This is a genomic window from Modestobacter caceresii, from assembly GCF_000761485.1.
Classification (GTDB): Bacteria; Actinomycetota; Actinomycetes; order Mycobacteriales; family Geodermatophilaceae; genus Modestobacter; species Modestobacter caceresii.
Map to the genome: position 1 here is coordinate 80,876 of NZ_JPMX01000001.1, position 15,213 is coordinate 96,088.

Consider the following 15,213-nt stretch of genomic DNA (forward strand, 5'->3'; position numbering starts at 1 on the left):
CGTGGGCTCGGAGACCTTCGCCACCAAGATCGACCGGCTCTGGCGACTGGTCCAGGACCACCCGCACGTCATCGGTGACTTCACCTGGACCGGCTGGGACTACCTCGGCGAGGCCGGCATCGGCCGGGTCGCCGACAGCGAGGACCCGGCCGCCGGCGGCTTCCACGGGCCCTTCCCGTGGTTGCTCGCCTGGTGCGGCGACCTCGACATCACCGGGCACCGCCGGCCGGCGTCCTACTACCGGGAGACCGTGTTCGGGCTGCGCACCGCACCGGCGATCGCCGTCGTCCGGCCCGAGCGGTCGGGGCGGACGACGGTCTCGACGCCGTGGGCGTGGGCGGACTCGGTGGCCGACTGGGCCTTCACCGGTGCCGAGGGCGTCCCGCTGACCGTCGAGGTCTACAGCGACGCCGAGGAGGTGGAGCTGCTGCTGGGCAACCGGTCGCTGGGCACCGCCCCGGCGGGGGAGGCGCACCGGTTCCGGGCGGAGTTCACCGTGCCGTGGGCCCCGGAGGACCTGGTGGCCGTGGCCCGCACGGGTGGCGCGGAGACCGGGCGCACGGTCCTGCGGCCGGCGTCGGGACCGGTCGGGCTCCTGGCCACCGCCGACCGCACGGTGCTGCGGGCCGACGACGCAGACCTGGCCTTCGTCGCGCTCGCGCTCACCGACGCCGCCGGGACCGTCGCACTCGGGGTGGACCGCCAGGTCACGGTGACCGTCGAGGGGGCGGGCACGCTGGCCGGGCTGGGCAGCGCGGCGCCGGCGACGGCGGAGTCCTACCTCGACGCCGTGCACACGACCTTCGACGGCCGGGTGCTCGCCATCGTCCGCCCGACCGGCGCCGGCACCATCATCGTGACCGCGACGGCCGAGGGCTGCGCCCCGGCGACGGTGACGGTGACCGCCCGGTGAGCTCGACCCCGACGCTCCCGACCTCGACCGACGACCGTCCGCACGGAGGACTTCCCGTGACCGCCCGCCCCAACCCGCTGATCGCCGGCTTCAACCCCGATCCCAGCGTCGTCCTCGTCGACGGCGTCTACCACCTTGTGACCTCCAGCTTCGAGTACCTGCCGGGGTTGCCGGTGTACCGCAGCACCGACCTGGTGGAGTGGACGCACGTGGGCAACGTCGCCACCCGCCCGGAGCAGGTGCAGGTCGAGGGCGTGGTCACCGGGTGCGGCGTGTGGGCGCCGACGATCCGCCACCGCAACGGCGTGTACTTCGTCATCGTCACCGTCGCGATGAGCCCCCGCGGCTGCGTGGTGTTCACCGCGACGGACCCGGCGGGCCCGTGGAGCGACGGCACGACGATCGACGGGATCGACGGGATCGACCCCGACCTCGCCTGGGACGACGACGGCACGGCCTACGTCACCTACTCAGGGCTGGGCACCACGGGGGAGGACCTCGAAGCGCACCACGGGATCCAGCAGGTGCGGGTCGACCTGGCCGCGGGCAGGGCACTGGAACCGCCCAGGTCGCTGTGGTCGGGAACGGGGGCGATGTTCCCGGAGGCTCCGCACCTGCACCGGCGCGGCGACTGGTGGTACCTGGTCATCGCCGAGGGCGGCACCGAGCGTGGCCACGCCGTGAGCGTCGCGCGCAGCCACTCCCCGCAGGGGCCCTTCGAGCCGTGCCCGGCCAACCCCGTGCTGACCGCCCGTGGCACCAGGTGCCCGATCCAGAACACCGGCCACGCCGACCTGGTCGACACCCCCGACGGCGGGTCCGCCCTCGTCCTGCTGGGTGTCCGGCCGCTGGGCCTCACCCGCGCCTTCTCCCCGCTCGGCCGGGAGACGTTCGCGACCGACGTCGCGTGGGTCGACGACTGGCCGTTCCCCGCGCCGGTCGAACTGGCTCCGCGTCCGGGCGTGGACGAGGAGGTCTTCGACTTCTCCGACCCCGCGGCCCTGGCCGACCCCGGGTGGCTGGGCGTCCGCCGGACGCCGGACGAGGTCGCCTCGACGACCGAGAGCCCCGGCCGGCTGGCCCTCACCGGCGACGGGTCGACGCTGGGCAGCACCCGGCCGTGCTTCCTCGGGCGCCGCCAGCGGCACCTGACCGCAGCCGTCTCCACCCGGATCGACGCCAGCCGTGGGGTCGGTGGACTGGCGGCGCGCTACTCCGAGGCCCAGCACGTCGAGCTGGAGGCCCGCTGCGACGGCACCACGACCACCGTCACCGGGCGAGCGGTCGTCACCGGCCTCACCCAGAGCTGGTCGCACACCTTCCCCGCCGGTGAGGTGTCCCTCCGGATGGAGATGACGCCACCGCCGACCGGGTTCACCCCCGAGGCGCTCGGTGGGGACCGGATCCGCCTCGTCGCGTTCAGCGGGGAGGAGACGGCCGAGCTCGCCGAGCTCGACGGCCGGCACTGGAGCGCTGAGGCGGCCGTGTCCTTCACCGGCCGGGTCCTGGGTCTGTACGCCGTCGAGGGCACGGTCACCTTCGCCGAGCTGAGGTACACGGGCTGCGAGGAGTAGGCGAGGGGCGGCATCCCGACCGCCATGGCAAGCGCGCGAGCCTCGGGACGCGGCTACCGTGCCGGCATGACGGACGACGGCAGCCGGGTCCAGCCGTGGGCCGCGGGCTCGTGGACGACGCCGCCGGTCGCGGCCACCGATGACGGCACCGACCTGCTGGTCACCGCAGCCGAGGGCAGCGACGCCTGGCGGCACACCTCCTACGGCTTCGTCCACGACGACGCCCACGCACTGCTGGGCCGGCTGGACGGGGCGGTCGAGGTGGCCTTCGACGTCGACTTCGACCAGCAGTTCGACCAGGCCGGCCTGATGCTGCGGGCCGGTGCGGAGACCTGGCTCAAGGCCGGCGTCGAGTTCTCCGACGGGGCGCCGCAGGTCGGCGCCGTCGTCACCCTCGGCCGCTCGGACTGGTCCGTGGCGCCGGTGCCCGACTGGGCCGGCCGCCGGGTAACGGTGCGGGCCAGCCGGGCCGGCGACGCGGTCACGGTGCGGGCCCGGGCCGACGACGAGCCGTTCCGGCTGGTCCGGGTCGCCTGGTTCCCGCCGGACGCCGAGGTGCAGGCCGGGCCGTACTGCTGTGCCCCCACCCGGGCCGGCCTCGTCGTCCGCTTCCGGCGCTGGGCCACCGGGCCGGCCGACACCGCCCTGCACTGAGCAGCCCGTATGAGCGTGCCGTCTACCGCTGGATGGCATCCGCGGCGACGCGGGCGGCCGGCGATCGGCAGGATCGGGTGGTGACCCCCACCACGCCGTCCGACCCGACCGCACTGCCGCTGGAGCAGAAGGCGGCCCTCCTCTCCGGCCAGGACTTCTGGTCCACCCCGCCGGTCGAGGCGGCCGGGCTGCCCTCGGTGGTGCTCACCGACGGACCGCACGGGGTGCGCCGGCAGGTGGGCGACCTCGACCAGATCGGCCTCATCGAGAGCGTGCCGGCCACCTGCTTCCCGCCGGCCGTCGCCGTGGGGTCCAGCTGGGACCCGGAGGTGGCCGAGCGGATCGGGGCTGCGATCGGGGTCGAGGCCCGTGCGATCGGCGTGCCCGTCGTCCTCGGGCCGGGGGTGAACATCAAGCGGTCGCCGCTGTGCGGCCGCAACTTCGAGTACTACTCCGAGGACCCGCTGTTGGCCGGGGTGCTCGGCGCCGCGCACGTCCGCGGCCAGCAGGGTGCCGGCGTGGGCGCGTCGGTCAAGCACTTCGCGGCCAACAACCAGGAGACGCAGCGCATGCAGGTCAGCGCCGACGTCGATGAGCGCACGCTGCGCGAGATCTACCTGCCGGCCTTCGAGCGGGTGGTCACCGAGGCCCAGCCGGCCACGGTGATGTGCGCCTACAACAAGGTGAACGGGGTCTACGCCTCCCAGCACCACTGGCTGCTCACCGAGGTGCTGCGCGAGGAGTGGGGCTTCACCGGGGCCGTCGTCTCCGACTGGGGCGCGGTCGACGACCGGGTCGCCGCACTCGAGGCGGGCCTGGACCTGCAGATGCCCGGTGACCACGGCGCCGGCAACGCCCTGGTCGTGGACGCCGTGCGCAGCGGCCGGCTGGACGAGGCCGTCGTCGACCGCAGCGTCCGCCGGGTCGCAGGGCTGGCCGGGTACGTCGCCGAGCCGACCGACGGTTTCGACGCCGACGCCCACCATGCGCTGGCCCGCGAACTCGCAACCGGCTGCGCGGTGCTGCTGAAGAACGAGGCCGGCGCGCTGCCGCTGGCCGCCGGGCAGCGGGTCGCCGTGGTCGGCGAGTTCGCCCGGACGCCGCGGTTCCAGGGCGGCGGCAGCTCGCACGTCAACGCCACCCGGGTCGACGACGCGCTCACCGCGCTGCGGGCCGTGCACCCGGACCTCACCTTCGCGCCCGGGTACGCCCTCGACGGCGCCGGTGACGCCACCGCCCTGCGCGAGGAGGCCGTCGGCCTGGCCAGAGACGCAGAGGTCACCGTGGTCTTCGCCGGGCTGGCCGAGGCCGACGAGACCGAGGGCGTCGACCGCACCCACCTCGGCCTGCCCGCGGCGCAGGTGCAGTTGATCCGCGCGGTGGCCGCGGTCAGCGCCCGCACGGTCGTCGTCCTCTCCTCGGGCAGCGTGGTCTCCCTGGAGGGCTGGCACGACGACGTCGACGCCGTGCTCGCCGGCTTCCTGCTCGGCCAGGCCGGCGGCAGTGCGCTGGCCGACCTGCTCACCGGCGCCGCCGACCCGTCGGGCCGGCTGGCCGAGACCATCCCGCTGCGGCTGGCGGACACCCCCAGCTTCCTCGACTTCCCGGGGGAGCAGGGCCACGTCCGCTACGCCGAGGGCGTGATGGTCGGCTACCGCCAGTTCGTCACCGTCGACCGCCCGGTGCGGTACCCGTTCGGCCACGGGCTGAGCTACACGACGTTCGAGACGAGCGACCTGCAGGTCCGGGCCGTCGGGGACGACGCGGCCACGGTGACCCTGACGCTCACCAACACCGGCGCGCGGGCCGGCCGGCACGTCGTGCAGGTCTACGTCGCGACCACCGCCGGACCGGTGCGGCGGCCCGCCCGCGAGCTGCGCGCCTTCACCAAGGTCTCGCTGGCGGCGGGGGAGTCGACGACGGTGGCGTTCGAGCTGGACCGCCGGGCGTTCGCGTACTGGGACGTCCGGGAGCACGCCTGGGTCGTCGCACCGGGGGAGCACACCGTGCAGATCGGCCGCAGCGCCACCGACGTCGTCGACGAGCGGACGATCGACCTCGCCGGGGACGTCGTCGTGCGGGAGCTGACCCTGCAGTCGTCGGTCGCCGAGTGGTTCGAGCACCCGGTCGCCGGCCCGCAGCTGCTGGAGGGCTTCCTGGCGACGATGCCCGAGGGTGCCGCGGAGATGCACGCGGGGATGCTGCAGATGATCGGCTCCATGCCGATGCGCCGGTTCGCCGCGGACTTCGGTGGGGCGATCCCCGCCGAGGAGCTCGAGCGGCTGATGGCGGCGGCCCGGGCCGCCCGGTGACCAGCTACGTCGCCCTGGGCAGCTCCTTCGCCGCCGGCCCCGGCATCGACCCGATCCTGGTCCCCGAGTGCGCGCGGTCGGGCCGCAACTACGCGCAGCTGGCCGCCGAGCGGCTCGGGTACGACCTGGTCGACGTCAGCTCGGGCGGGGCGACGATCGACGACGTCCTCACCCGGCCGCAGGCGCTGCTGACCGGTGGCACCGTGCCGCCGCAGGTCGAGGCGGTCGGCCCGGACGCCGACCTGGTGACCGTCACCGTCGGCGGGAACGACGTCGACTACCTGCTCACCCTGCTGCGCTGCTCGGCCCGGGCCGACCCGGAGGGCGTGCCGCTGCCGGCCCGGGCGTTCTTCGGCACCCCGATCGACCCGGCCGCGGTCCACGCGGCGCTGGCGGACCTGCCGGACCGGCTGGCCCAGCTGGTCGGCGAGGTCCGCCGGCGGGCGCCCCGGGCCAGGGTCGTGCTGGTCGACTACCTCACCGTGGTGCCGGAGCAGGCCACCCCCGCCTTCCCGATGAGCGAGGAGCACCGCCTGCTGTGCGCCGACGTCGGCCGGCGGCTCGAGGCGGCGACCGCGGCGGCCGCCCGCGTCACCGGTGCCGACCTGGTGGCGGCCTCGGCCGCCTCCCGCGACCACGCCGTCGGGTCGGCGGAGCCGTGGGTCACCGGCTGGGTGTTCGGTGACCTGCTGGGCGGCGGGGTCGCCCCCTACCACCCGAACGCGGCCGGGATGCGCGCCGTCGCGGACCTGCTGGTCGAGCAGCTGTCGGCCCACCCCGCGCGCTGACCGGCGGTTCGTCCCGGCGGGGGCGGGCAAGGAGCACGGGTCCGACCCGCACTCCGAGAGGAACACCGCCCCCATGCGCGGAGCAGTCCTGCACGCCCCCGGCGACGTCCGCGTCGAGCAGCTCGAGGACCCGCGGGTCGTGGAGCCCACCGACGCCGTGGTCCGGGCCTCCGCCACCTGCGTGTGCGGCTCCGACCTGTGGCCCTACCGCGGCATCAACGAGGTGACCGAGCCGACGCCCATCGGTCACGAGTACTGCGGGATCGTCGAGGAGGTCGGCAGCGACGTCACCACGGTGCGCCCCGGCCAGTTCGTGATCGTGCCGTTCATCGCCTCCGACGGCACCTGCGCGCACTGCCGGGCGGGGTACCAGAGCGCCTGCGCGCACCGGGTGGGCGTCACCGGCGCCCAGGCCGAGCTGCTGCGGGTGCCGCACGCCGACGGCACCCTGGTCGCCACGCCCGAGGTGCCGTCGGCGGAGCTGCTGCCCAGCCTGCTCACCCTCTCCGACGTCATGGCCACCGGCTGGTTCGCCGCCGTCGCCGCCGGCGTGCAGCCGGGGATGACCGTCGCGGTGGTGGGGGACGGCGCCGTCGGCCTGCTCGGCGTGCTGTCGGCCGCCCAGCTGGGGGCCGAGCGGATCATCGCCATGAGCCGGCACGAACCGCGGCAGCGGCTGGCCACCGGGTTCGGTGCGACCGACATCGTGACCGAACGCGGGGACGAGGGTGTCGCGCGGATCCGGGACCTCACCGACGGGGTGGGGGCCGACGCCGTCCTGGAGTGCGTGGGCACCGGGGAGTCGATGGACCAGGCCATCCGCTCCACCCGCCCCGGTGGCGGCGTCGGGTTCGTCGGCGTCCCGCACGGCGTGGAGATCACCGGGCGGCAGCTGTTCTCCACGATGGTGCGGCTGCACGGCGGCCCCGCCCCCGTGCGCCGCTTCCTGCCCGACCTCATCGACCGGGTCTGGTCCGGGACGATCGACCCGGGCCGGGTGTTCGACCTGACCCTGCCGCTGGACCAGGCCGCGGAGGGCTACCGCGCGATGGACGAGCGCCGCGCGGTCAAGGCGCTGCTGACGCCCTGACCGGTCAGGAGCTCCCCTCGGCTCGGGCGTGCAGCTGCACCTTGGCGAACAGGTCCTCGATCATCAGCCGGCAGTCGAGGTGGGTGTAGATGCGCATCGGCCGCGCACCGGGAACGGTGGTGTACTGCTCGTCCGCAGAGATCCCTGGCGTGTCCCGGACGACGTGCCGACTCGAGGAGGGGTCCGGCTCGAACGCCGACTGCAGCGCGGTGAGCAGCACCAGCGGGCTGTCGCCGAGGATGTAGGTCTCGCCGAGGTCGAACCCGTGCTGGAGGGCCTCCGTACGGAGGCCGTCCAGCGCGGCGAACAGCCGCGCACCCAGCGGCCCGTGCTCGGCCATCCGCAGCTGCAGCTCGGCGAAGGTGGCCAGCGTCTGCCGGTAGGCGTCGCGCGGCACCTGCCAGATCGGGACGGCGGAGTCGCCGAACAAGATGGACCCGGCCAGCACGTCGATGAGCAGGTTGTACTCGATCGGCATCGCGCCCACTGGCGGCTCGGCCAGGCCGGGGTGCTCGGGGCCGCCGATCCAGACCAGCGTGAGCCGCTCGGCGATCCGCGGCTCGATCAGCCAGGCACTGGCGACCTCGGTGAGCCCGGCACCCGCGCAGACGTACAGCGGGCTGTCGACGTCGGTGCGCATGGCCTCGGCGACCAGCGCCTCGGCCGCCGCGGACCGGATCGGCGTCACCCGGTCGGTCAGACCGACGTTGGACCCGGCGAGGACGGGGACGTCGGGGCGGCCGGCCAGCGCGAGCACCTCGCGGGCGAGCTCGGCGGCGTTGTCGGCAGTGGTGTCCGAGGGGTCGAAGTGGTCACCGGGCCGCAGGTGCGAGCCGATGACCAGCCGCAGGTCGACCGACGGTGAGAGCGCGTGGTGCGCGAGCTGGACGAGGCCGTCGGGGTCACCGCTGAAGTCGTTGTCGACGACGACGCGGATGCGGGGCTGGTTCATCGGTCAGACCTCCATGTGAGAAGCGCCCTGGGCGCGGCGTGACGCGTCGTCGTCCTGGCCGCCGCCCTGCTCGACCACCAGGACGGGCTCGTCGGTCCCGGGGTCGGCGCGCAGGGCGGCCAGCTCCGCCTCCGACGACACGGCCTCGCCGCGGGCGACCATCCCGGCGACGTCGGACAGCGGCACCTCGCGGAGCGCGAGGGCCAGCAGCAGCGCGAGGACGAGGATCGGCACCAGGTACCAGAACACCGGCGCCAGGGCGTCGGCGTAGGCGTCCACGATCGCGGTGCGCAGCGGCTCACCCGCGGCCTCGACCGCCGTCGGCACCAGCGTGTCCGGGGAGGTGATCCCCGCCTGCACCGCCTGCTCGGGGTTGCCGGCCAGGGCCTCGCCGAGCCGGTCGCCCAGCCGGCTGGTGAACAGGGTGCCGAAGACGGCGACGCCCAGCACCGCGCCCACCTCGCGGAAGTAGTTGTTCGTCGAGGTGGCGGTGCCGATCTGCGCGGCGGGGACGGCGTTCTGCGCGGCCAGCACGACGTTCTGCATGATGAGCCCGAGCCCGGCGCCGAGCAGGAAGAACATCGCGCCGACGGTCCACAGCGCGGTGTCCCCGGCCAGCGTGGTCATCCAGAGCATCGCCGCCAGGATCAGCGCGACCCCGGCGACGGTGAACACCTTGTAGCGGCCGGTGCGCATGATGACCGCGGCCGAGCTCTGGATGGTCAGGATGATCCCGGCGGTCATCGGCAGCATCAGCAGGCCGGAGTTCGCCGCCGACAGGCCCGAGCTCATCTGCAGGTAGGTGGGCATGAAGGCGATCGCGGAGAACATGCCCAGGCCCACGGCCATGCCCAGCGCGGTGGCCACCACGAAGGTGGGGTTGCGGAACAGCGACAGCGGGACGATCGGCTCCACCGCCCGCCGCTCCACCAGCACGAACGCCGCGATCGAGCAGGCGAGCACCGCCAGCAGCGCCAGCACCTGCCAGGAACCCCAGCCCTCGCTGCCGCCGATGTCGGTGGCCAGCACCAGCGACGTGGTGGCGACCGACAGGGTGAGGATGCTGGCGAGGTCCAGCGGTGTGGTGTTCCGCTTGCGCGGCAGGGTCAGCGCGGCCCAGCCGACGGCGAAGGCGGCCAGCCCGATCGGGACGTTGACCCAGAAGCACCAGCGCCAGCCCAGTGTCCCCGAGTCGGTGAAGAACCCGCCGACCAGCGGCCCGGCGACGGCGGAGAGCCCGAACAGCGCACCGATCGGGCCCATGTACTTCGCCCGCTCCCGGGCCGGGACGATGTCGGCGATGATCGCCTGGGACAGGATCATCAGCCCGCCGCCGCCGAGGCCCTGCACGCCCCGCCAGAACACCAGCCAGCCGAAGTCCGGCGCCAGCGCGGCCCCCAGGCTGGCGGCGGTGAACAGCCCGATCGCCACCAGGAACAGCGTGCGCCGGCCGAACAGGTCGCCGAACTTGCCGTAGACCGGCATGACCAGGGTGGTCGCCAGCAGGTAGGCGGTGGTCATCCAGGCCATGTGCGAGACGCCGCCGAGCTCACCGACGATCGTCGGCATCGCAGTCGAGATGATCGTCTGGTCCAGCGCGGCCATCAGCATGCCGGCCAGCAGCGCGCCGAAGATGGTGTTGATCCGCCGGCGGGTCAGGACGATGGGCGGCGCGGCGGTGGGCGCGCTGGACATGGAGCTCCTCAGGGGTGGTGCGGGGGGATGGTCGGTCGGGTCAGTGGCGCGGGGCGGGGAAGCCCGCCTCGACCTGGTCCCAGCCCTCGGCGACGAGGGCGGGCAGCGATGCGGTGTAGTCACCGGCCCGCCAGCGGTGCAGCGCGCTGCGCATCACCGAGCCCTGGACGGCGGCGAGCAGGGTGGGCTGGACGTCCAGCTCAGCCCGGGTGCCGGTGCGGGCGGCGAGCCACTCGGCCAGCACCTGCTCACTCCGGGCGAAGGAGGCGGTGAGCCGGGCGGCCAGCGCCGGGTGCGCGTCGACGACCTGCAGCCGCAGCGGCCACAACTCGGTCTCCGCGGCCATCCGCGCGGCCTCGGCGGCGTGCACCGCGCGCAGCGCCTGGACGGGCGTCTCGGTCGCCGGCCGGGCGGACAGTGCCTCGGCCAGGCGGAGTGGGTGCTCCGGGTCCAGGCCGATGACCGCGTCGTCCTTGGACGGGAAGTAGTTGAAGAAGGTGCGGGGTGAGACGTCGGCGTCGGCGGCGATGTCGTCGACCGACACCCGGTCCAGCCCGCGCTCGGCGACCAGTCGCAGCGCCGACTCGTGCAGCGCCGCGCGGGTGGCCTGCTTCTTGCGCTCGCGCAGGCCCGTGGTCACGCCGAGAGCATGCCAGGAAAAGTGCACGCACTGCAAACATGCGTCGACTGCACGGTGTGTCGGTGAGGTTGGGACCTCGTCTCCCCGGTGTGGGAGTGGTCCAGCAGAGCGGGCGGTCATCGGCGAGGATCGGCCGGTGACCGACTCGGAGCTCCCGCCCCTCGCCGTGACCGGGTCGACCGGGCGGCTCGGCGGCCGGGTCGCCCGGCTGCTCGCCGACGCCGGGGTGCGCCAGCGGCTGCTGGTCCGCGACCCGGCGCGTGCCCCGCAACTGCCCGGCACGACGGTGTCGGTCGCGCCCTACGCCGACCGGTCGGCCGTCCGCGAGGCGCTGGCGGGGGTCGACACGGTGCTGATGGTGTCGGGGAGTGAGTCCGCCGACCGGGTCGAGCAGCACCGCAGCTTCCTGGACGCGGCGGCCGACGCCGGCGTCGGGCACCTGGTCTACGTGTCCTTCCTCGGCGCAGCACCGGACGCGACGTTCCTCCTGGCCCGCGACCACTGGGCGACCGAGCAGCACGCCCGGACCCTGGGCCTGACCACGACGTTCCTGCGCGACGGGCTCTACGCCGACGACATGCCGGAGATGGTCGGCGAGGACGGCGTGCTGCGCGGCCCCGCCGGTGACGGCCGGGCGTCGGTGGTGGCGCTGGACGACATCGCCGCCGTCGCCGCGCTCGTGCTGCAGGACCCGGCGCCGCACGCCGGGGCGAGCTACGACCTGACCGGCCCGGCAGCGCTGACCCTCACCGAGGTCGCCGAGACGATCGCCGCCGGCACCGGCCGGCCGGCGCGCTACCAGCTTGAGACGGTCGAGGAGGCGTACACCTCGCGGGCCTCCTACGAGGCGCCCCGCTGGCTGGTCGACGCCTGGGTCTCCACGTACACGGCGATCGCCGCGGGGGAAATGGCCGCGGTCAGCACCGCCGTCCCGGACCTGCTGGGGCGATCGGCCACTCCGCTCGCCGAGGTGCTGCGGCGGACCACGACCACGGCAGGATGAGCCGGTGACCTCCGCGCCGCACCTCGCCTCCCGGCTGCAGGGCTTCGGGACGACGGTCTTCGCCGAGATGAGCGCGCTGGCCGTCGCCACCGGTGCGATCAACCTGGGCCAGGGCTTCCCAGACGAGCCGGGCCCGCACGAAGTGCTCGACGTCGCCCGGGCGGCGATCGGCACGGCGCACGACCAGTACCCGCCGGGCCCAGGGCAGCCCGACCTGCGGGCGGCGATCGCCGAGCACCAGCAGCGGTTCCGGGGCCTGGCCTACGACCCGGCCGACGAGGTGCTGGTCACCGCCGGGGCGACCGAGGCGCTGACCGCCGCGCTGCTCGGTCTGCTCGAGCCCGGCGACGAGGTGGTGCTGTTCGAGCCGATGTACGACAGCTACGCGGCCGCCGTCGCGATGGCCGGTGGGGTGCTGCGCCCGGTGCCGCTCCGCCCGCCGCCGGCCTCCTCCGGCGAGGTCGCCACGGGCCGGTGGACCTTCGACGAGGCCGAGCTGCGCGCGGCGGTCACCCCGCGGGCGCGGCTACTGCTGCTGAACACCCCGCACAACCCGACGGGGAAGGTCTTCACCCGGGCCGAGCTGGCGGTGCTGGCGGAGGTGGCCGACGCCGCCGACCTGCTGGTGCTCACCGACGAGGTCTACGAGCACCTGGTGTTCGCCGGCGCCGAGCACGTCTCGATCGCCACCCTGCCCGGCATGCGCGAGCGCACGCTGGTGGTCAGCAGCGGCGGGAAGACGTTCAACACCACCGGCTGGAAGACCGGCTGGGTCTGCGGTCCGGCGGCGCTGGTGTCGGCGGTCCGCACCGCGAAGCAGTACCTCACCTTCGTCAACGGCGGCCCGTTCCAGCCGGCGATCGCCGCCGGGCTCCGGCTGCCCGACACGTACTTCGCCGGGGTGGCTGCCGAGCTCCAGCGCCGCCGGGACCTGTTGGTGGCCGGGCTGGCCGACGCCGGGCTGCCGGTGGTGAGCCCCGAGGCCACCTACTTCGCCACCGTCGACGTCCGCCCGCGGCGGCCCGACGGGGACGGCATCGCGTTCTGCCGGTCGCTGCCCGGGCGCGCCGGGGTGGTCGCCGTCCCGACCGTGGTCTTCTACTCACCGGAGCACGCGGAGCTGGGACGGCACCTCGTGCGGTTCGCGTTCTGCAAGCGGGACGAGGTGCTGGCCGAGGCGGCGCAGCGGTTGAGGAGGCTGGCGTGAAGATCGCAGCGGTGCAGCACGACATCGTCTGGGAGGACCGGGACGCGAACTTCGCGCGACTGGCCCCGCAGGTGGCCCGTGCTGTCGGTGCCGGGGCGGAGCTGGTGCTGCTCACCGAGACGTTCTCCACCGGCTTCTCGATGACGCCCGGGATCGGCGAACCGGAAGGTGGGCCGTCGTCGGAGTTCCTCGCCGCGCAGGCCGCCGAGCACGGCGTCTGGGTGGCCGGCACCTGCCCGGAGACCGACGTCGAGGGCGAGCTGCCCTACAACACGTTCGTGCTCGCCGGCCCGGACGGCACCGCGCACCGGTACCGGAAGCTGCACCCCTTCGCCGACGAGCGGACCCGGTTCCGCTCCGGCACCGGCCCGGTCACCGTCGAGGTCGGCGGTCTGCGGATCACCCCGTTCATCTGCTACGACCTGCGCTTCGCCGACGTCTTCTGGGGCGCCGCCCCGGACACCGACGTCTACCTGGTGCCGGCGAACTGGCCCAGCCCGCGCCGGCACCACTGGTCTGCACTGCTGCAGGCCCGGGCAATCGAGAACCAGGCGTACGTGGTCGGCTGCAACCGGGTCGGCACGGCCGGCGACGGCACCGAGCACGCCGGGGACAGCCACATCGTCTCCCCGATGGGCGACCTGCTGGCCACCGCCTCCGGGGTGGAGACGATCGTGCTGGCCGACGTCGACGCCGCCGAGGTGGCCGCCACCCGGGACCGCTTCCCGTTCCTGGGCGACCGCCGCCACCTGGCCGACCGCAAGAGCTGAGCAGGAGGTGCCCCCGGGGTCGATCCGGGGTACCGGCGCACCGTGCCCACCCGCCGCGCGTTCCTCGCCGCCTGCGGTCAGCTGACCGGGGCCGCCCTGCTGGCGGCCTGCAGCGGGAACGGACAGGAGGGCGGTGCCCCTGGTCCGGGGGGTGGCGGGGAGGCGGCGCCGGACCCCGCCGTGCTGACCGTGCGACCGGACAGCGTCTCGCCGACCGGGTCGCCACCGGCCCCCGGCACCCACCCGCTGGGCCTGGCCGAGGACCGGGACGCGCTGCTCCACGTGCCCCCGGGCCTCCCCGTGGACCAGGCTGCGCCGCTGGTGGTCACGCTGCACGGCGCGGGCGGGAACGCCGAGGGCGGACTGGCGCCGCTGCGCGGACTCGCCGACGAGCACGGTCTGCTCCTGCTGTCCCCGGCCTCCCGCGGGAGCACGTGGGACGCGATCGGGAGCGACTGGGGCCCGGACGTCGAGCTGATCGACCGAGCGCTGCGTGAGGTGTTCGGGCTGTTGCCCGTCGACCCCGGACGGATCGCCGTCGCCGGGTTCTCCGACGGCGCCTCCTACGCACTCGGCCTGGGGCTGGCCAACGGCGACCTGTTCAGCGACGTCATCGCCTTCTCGCCGGGCTTCGTCCCCCCGGCCCCTCGCACCGGCCGCCCTCCGGTCTTCGTCTCGCACGGGGTCGACGACGAGGTGCTGCGGGTGGAGCGGACCAGTCGGCAGATCGTCCCGGCGCTGCAGGAGGACGGCTACGAGGTGACCTACCGCGAGTTCGACGGGGGGCACACCGTGCCCCCGGAGGTGGCCCGGGAGGCCGTCGACCGGCTCGTCCGGGCGGGCGGTTGACCGGCCAGATCGGGCCGCTGTGCCCCCCGGTGGGCATGCCGGGTCGTCAGAGCGGGCAGGCTGGAGGACCCTGGAGCAGGTACGCACCAGGTGAGGACGACGAGATGTGCAGGAGCTAGAGGATGCCGCAGGGCACGGTCAAGTGGTTCAACGCGGAGAAGGGCTTCGGGTTCATCGAGCCCGACGATGGTGGGCAGGACGTGTTCGCGCACTTCTCGGCGATCGCCGACGACGGGGGCTTCCGCAGCCTGGACGAGGGGCAGCGGGTCGAGTACACCGCCAGCGCCGGCGACCGCGGCATGCAGGCCGACTCCATCCAGCCCCTGGGTGGCGGCGGTGGCCGGCCCGCCCGTGAGGAGCGCGGGCACCGCGACGACCCCCGGCAGGTCCGCGCGCCGCAGGCCCCCCGCAGTGGCGGGGGCGGCTCGGAGGGCACGGTCCGCTGGTTCAACGCCGAGAAGGGCTTCGGGTTCATCGAGCCCGACGAGGGCGGGGACGACGTGTTCGTGCACTTCTCCGCCATCGCCGACGACGGTGGCTACCGCAGTCTGGAGGAGGGCCAGCGGGTCGAGTACACCGCGAGCCCCGGCGACCGCGGCATGCAGGCCGACTCGGTCCAGCCGCTCGGCGGGGGCCGGGCACCCCAGCGCGAGGAGCGCGGCCGCCGGGACGCGCCCGCCCCGCGCGGTGGGCGCGGTTCCGAGGGCACCGTGCGGTTCTTCAACGCCGAGAAGGGCTTCGGGTTCATCGAGCCCGACGAGGGCGG

The 15,213-nt window shown here is 74.6% G+C and carries 14 protein-coding genes; 11 read left to right on the forward strand and 3 right to left on the reverse strand.

The window, feature by feature from the left end; genetic code table 11:
* Position 1 precedes the first annotated feature (1 nt).
* The 6 genes from IN07_RS26100 (at position 2) to IN07_RS00390 (ending at position 7,331) form a co-directional block, all read left to right on the forward strand.
* Positions 2 to 913 carry a DUF4982 domain-containing protein gene (locus IN07_RS26100; RefSeq protein ID WP_231557916.1) on the forward strand — a complete coding sequence of 304 codons (912 nt, stop codon included), beginning with the start codon at positions 2 to 4 and terminating at the stop codon, positions 911 to 913.
* 56 nt (positions 914 to 969) lie between these two features.
* Positions 970 to 2,487 (forward strand): glycoside hydrolase family 43 protein, encoded by a 1,518-nt coding sequence (locus IN07_RS00370; protein WP_036332407.1) that lies wholly within the window; start codon positions 970 to 972, stop codon positions 2,485 to 2,487.
* A 66-nt stretch (positions 2,488 to 2,553) separates the two neighbouring features.
* Positions 2,554 to 3,141 carry a DUF1349 domain-containing protein gene (locus IN07_RS00375; protein ID WP_036332476.1) on the forward strand — a complete coding sequence of 196 codons (588 nt, stop codon included), beginning with the start codon at positions 2,554 to 2,556 and terminating at the stop codon, positions 3,139 to 3,141.
* Positions 3,142 to 3,221: 80 nt separating this feature from the next.
* Complete coding sequence (locus tag IN07_RS00380; RefSeq protein WP_036332478.1) at positions 3,222 to 5,453, forward strand: glycoside hydrolase family 3 C-terminal domain-containing protein; 2,232 nt, start codon at positions 3,222 to 3,224, stop codon at positions 5,451 to 5,453.
* Positions 5,450 to 6,241: an SGNH/GDSL hydrolase family protein gene (locus tag IN07_RS00385; protein ID WP_036332409.1), complete on the forward strand. Its 792-nt coding sequence runs from the start codon at positions 5,450 to 5,452 to the stop codon at positions 6,239 to 6,241. Before IN07_RS00380 ends, IN07_RS00385 begins: the two co-directional genes overlap by 4 nt.
* A 73-nt stretch (positions 6,242 to 6,314) precedes the next feature.
* On the forward strand, positions 6,315 to 7,331 hold the full coding sequence (locus IN07_RS00390; protein ID WP_036332411.1) for a zinc-dependent alcohol dehydrogenase family protein: 1,017 nt from the start codon (positions 6,315 to 6,317) through the stop codon (positions 7,329 to 7,331).
* Positions 7,332 to 7,335: 4 nt separating this feature from the next.
* Here IN07_RS00390 and IN07_RS00395 read toward each other — a convergent pair whose 3' ends face one another.
* From IN07_RS00395 to IN07_RS00405, 3 genes are read right to left on the reverse strand one after another with little or no spacing between them, the layout of a single operon-like run.
* A complete protein-coding gene (locus IN07_RS00395; protein ID WP_036332413.1) occupies positions 7,336 to 8,283 on the reverse strand; it encodes a nucleoside hydrolase in 948 nt (315 codons plus the stop codon).
* A gap of 3 nt (positions 8,284 to 8,286) precedes the next feature.
* Positions 8,287 to 9,978 carry an MDR family MFS transporter gene (locus tag IN07_RS00400; RefSeq protein ID WP_036332415.1) on the reverse strand — a complete coding sequence of 564 codons (1,692 nt, stop codon included), beginning with the start codon at positions 9,976 to 9,978 and terminating at the stop codon, positions 8,287 to 8,289.
* Between the two features lie 40 nt (positions 9,979 to 10,018).
* The gene (locus IN07_RS00405; protein ID WP_036332417.1) at positions 10,019 to 10,618 is read right to left on the reverse strand and encodes an acyl-CoA-like ligand-binding transcription factor; all 600 of its coding nucleotides are present in this window, start codon (positions 10,616 to 10,618) and stop codon (positions 10,019 to 10,021) included.
* Positions 10,619 to 10,754: 136 nt separating this feature from the next.
* Here IN07_RS00405 and IN07_RS00410 point away from each other — a divergent pair, with 136 nt between their 5' ends.
* The 5 genes from IN07_RS00410 to IN07_RS27015 form a co-directional block, all read left to right on the forward strand.
* Positions 10,755 to 11,621: an SDR family oxidoreductase gene (locus IN07_RS00410; RefSeq protein WP_036332419.1), complete on the forward strand. Its 867-nt coding sequence runs from the start codon at positions 10,755 to 10,757 to the stop codon at positions 11,619 to 11,621.
* A gap of 4 nt (positions 11,622 to 11,625) precedes the next feature.
* Positions 11,626 to 12,828 (forward strand): pyridoxal phosphate-dependent aminotransferase, encoded by a 1,203-nt coding sequence (locus tag IN07_RS00415; protein ID WP_036332421.1) that lies wholly within the window; start codon positions 11,626 to 11,628, stop codon positions 12,826 to 12,828.
* Positions 12,825 to 13,598: a nitrilase-related carbon-nitrogen hydrolase gene (locus IN07_RS00420; protein ID WP_036332423.1), complete on the forward strand. Its 774-nt coding sequence runs from the start codon at positions 12,825 to 12,827 to the stop codon at positions 13,596 to 13,598. Before IN07_RS00415 ends, IN07_RS00420 begins: the two co-directional genes overlap by 4 nt.
* Before the next feature lie 42 nt (positions 13,599 to 13,640).
* Positions 13,641 to 14,447, forward strand: a complete 807-nt coding sequence (locus IN07_RS00425) for an alpha/beta hydrolase (protein WP_036332425.1) — start codon at positions 13,641 to 13,643, stop codon at positions 14,445 to 14,447.
* A gap of 122 nt (positions 14,448 to 14,569) precedes the next feature.
* Positions 14,570 to 15,213 (forward strand): cold-shock protein (locus IN07_RS27015; RefSeq protein ID WP_036332426.1); only part of this gene is annotated, 644 nt, incomplete at its 3' end.

What these genes read in the sequence shown, in the direction of transcription:
- IN07_RS00390 (WP_036332411.1), top strand. Translation starts at nt 6,315, where the DNA reads ATGCGCGGAGCAGTCCTGCACGCCCCCGGCGACGTCCGCGTCGAGCAG.
- IN07_RS00375 (WP_036332476.1), top strand. Translation starts at nt 2,554, where the DNA reads ATGACGGACGACGGCAGCCGGGTCCAGCCGTGGGCCGCGGGCTCGTGG.
- IN07_RS00395 (WP_036332413.1), bottom strand. Translation starts at nt 8,283, where the DNA reads ATGAACCAGCCCCGCATCCGCGTCGTCGTCGACAACGACTTCAGCGGT.
- IN07_RS00400 (WP_036332415.1), bottom strand. Translation starts at nt 9,978, where the DNA reads ATGTCCAGCGCGCCCACCGCCGCGCCGCCCATCGTCCTGACCCGCCGG.